This is a genomic window from Streptomyces novaecaesareae, assembly GCF_000716875.1.
Lineage (GTDB): Bacteria > Actinomycetota > Actinomycetes > Streptomycetales > Streptomycetaceae > Kitasatospora > Kitasatospora novaecaesareae.
In genome coordinates this window covers 1-1,909 of sequence record NZ_JNWQ01000182.1, presented here as the reverse complement: position 1 = coordinate 1,909, position 1,909 = coordinate 1, and the positions used below count along the sequence as shown (strand labels likewise).

Sequence of the window (1,909 nt, the reverse complement as noted above, 5' to 3'; positions counted from 1 at the left end):
CTCGGTGTCGTTCCACCCGGCCAGGGCGAGCCGGTCGGCCTCCGAGAGCAGGGGGAGTTCGGCGATCCGGGCCGCCGGGTCGGCCGCGACCGTGCCGAGCAGCCGCACCAGGCACTCCAGCAGCCACTGGGCGGTGCTCCGGTCGAACAGGTCCGCGGAGTACTCCAGCGAGGCGACCAGGCCTGCGGGCCCGCCGGCCTCGTCCCTCAGCTCGAGCCGGGCCGGGTTGACCAGCTCGACCAGCCGCTCGAACGGGACGTCCTGGTGGTCGAGCGCGCCCAGGTCCGTCTCCCGGACGCGGGCCAGCAGCTCGCCGAAGGTCGGGTCGCCCGAGACATCGGTGCGCAGCACCAGGGAGTTGACGAAGAAGCCGACCAGTTCGTCCAGCGACTCGTCAGTGCGCCCAGCGACCGACATGCCGATCGGGATGTCGGTGCCCGCGCCGAGCCGGGACAGCATCGCCGCCAGCGCGGACTGCAGCACCATGAAGAGCGTCACCCCGTGGTCCCGCGCCAGGGCCGTCAGCGCGCCGTGGACCTCCGCGTCGACCCCGGTGGAGACCACGCCGCCGGTGAGCGAGGCATCGGCCGGGCGCGGACGGTCCGTCGGCAGCGCCAGCTCCTCCGGCAGGTCGGCCAGCATGCCGCGCCAGTAGTCGAGTTGCTGCGACAGGCGGCTGCCCGGGTCGCTCTCCTCGCCGAGCAGTTCGCGCTGCCAGAGGGTGTAGTCGGCGTACTGCACCGGCAGTGGCACCCATGCGGGGGCCCGGCCCGCGCAGCGCGCCTGGTACGCGGTGGCGAGGTCGCGCAGCAGCGGGCCCATCGACCAGCCGTCGGTGGCGATGTGGTGGAAGGTCAGGGCCAGGACGTGGTCCTCGCGGCCGACCCGGAGAAGATCGGCGCCGAGCGGCAGGTCGGTCGCGATGTCGAAGGCACGGCCGACGGCGGTGGCCAGGGCCTCGGCGGGGCCGGTGGCGGTGCAGTCGTGGACGGTGAGGCGCAGCCGGCCGGCGACGTTCTCCAGGACGTGCTGGCGCGGGACGCCGTCGGTCTCGGGGAAGACGGTGCGCAGCGTCTCGTGTCGGCCGACCACGTCCAGCAGGGCCTGCTCCAGCGCGAGGGCGTTCAGCGAGCCGCGCAGCCGCAGCACGACCGGGCTGTTGTAGGTGCCGTCGGGGCCGTCCAGCCGGTTGATGAACCAGAGGCGCTGCTGGGCGGAGGAGAGCGGGATGTCGCCGGTGCGCGGCATCGGGGTGAGCGGGGTGCGGACCCCGCCCTGCTGGTCCAGGGCGGCGGCCATGGTCCGGACCGTCGGGTACTGGAACAGTTCGCGGATGCTCAACTCGGCGTGGAGCGTGGTGCGGACGCGGCTGATCAGCCGGGTGGCGAGGAGCGAGTGCCCGCCGAGCTCGAAGAAGCCGTCGTCGATGCCGACGCTGTCCAGGCCCAGCACCTCGGCGAACAGCGCGCAGAGGATCTCCTCCTGCGGAGTGCGCGGCGCCCGGCCGGTGCTGCCGGCGCCGAAGTCGGGGGCGGGCAGGGCGTTCCGGTCGAGCTTGCCGTTCGGGGTGACCGGCATGGCGTCCAGGACGACGATGGCGCTCGGCACCATGTACTCGGGGAGCCGCTCCCCGACCAGGTCGCGCAGGGCGGCCGGGTCGAGGTCGGGCTCCCCGTTCTGTTCGCCCACCACGTAGCCGACCAGCCGCTTGTCGCCGGGGGTGTCCTCCCGGGCGAGGACGACGGCCTGCCGGACGCCCTCGCAGCGCGACAGCACCGACTCGACCTCGCCGAGCTCGATCCGGAAGCCGCGGATCTTCACCTGGTGGTCCACCCGGCCGACGAACTCCAGCTGCCCGTCCGGGCGGCGGCGCACCAGGTCACCGGTGCGGTACATCCGGGTGCCGGGT

Annotated in this window: 1 protein-coding gene; it reads right to left on the bottom strand. The window is 73.8% G+C overall.

Annotated elements, in window-relative coordinates; genetic code table 11:
• Positions 1 to 1,909, bottom strand: a 1,909-nt coding sequence (locus OP86_RS32335; protein ID WP_033334421.1) for a condensation domain-containing protein, incomplete at both ends; no start/stop codon positions are given.